The organism is Achromobacter sp. SIMBA_011 (assembly GCF_046535435.1).
Taxonomy (GTDB): domain Bacteria; phylum Pseudomonadota; class Gammaproteobacteria; order Burkholderiales; family Burkholderiaceae_B; genus Achromobacter; species Achromobacter dolens.
Map to the genome: position 1 here is coordinate 1 of NZ_JAWRWN010000346.1, position 277 is coordinate 277.

At 64.3% G+C, this 277-nt stretch carries 1 protein-coding gene; it reads right to left on the reverse strand.

The genetic code is table 11. The features are described 5' to 3' along the window. Positions 1–277, reverse strand: a 277-nt coding sequence (locus SB816_RS31245; RefSeq protein ID WP_410548143.1) for a LamB/YcsF family protein, incomplete at both ends; no start/stop codon positions are given.

The following is a 277-nucleotide window of genomic DNA, read 5'->3' on the forward strand; positions in this document are numbered from 1 at the left end:
GAAACGGCGGCGGATTTCCTGGGCAATGGCGACTGCACCGGGGCTGTCGCCATGCACGCAGATGGATTGGGCCTCGATTTTTACGATGCTGCCGTCGATCGCTTCCAGCGTTCCTTCGCGGGCAAGCCGCACCATCCTGTCAGCGATTTTGGCGGCGTCGTGAAGAACGGCGCCGGCTTCCCTGCGTGAGACGAGCTGGCCTTGCGGCGTATAGGCGCGATCCGCGAAGGCTTCGGCAACGACGGCAAGGCCTGCCTTGCGGGCCAGATCCACGATG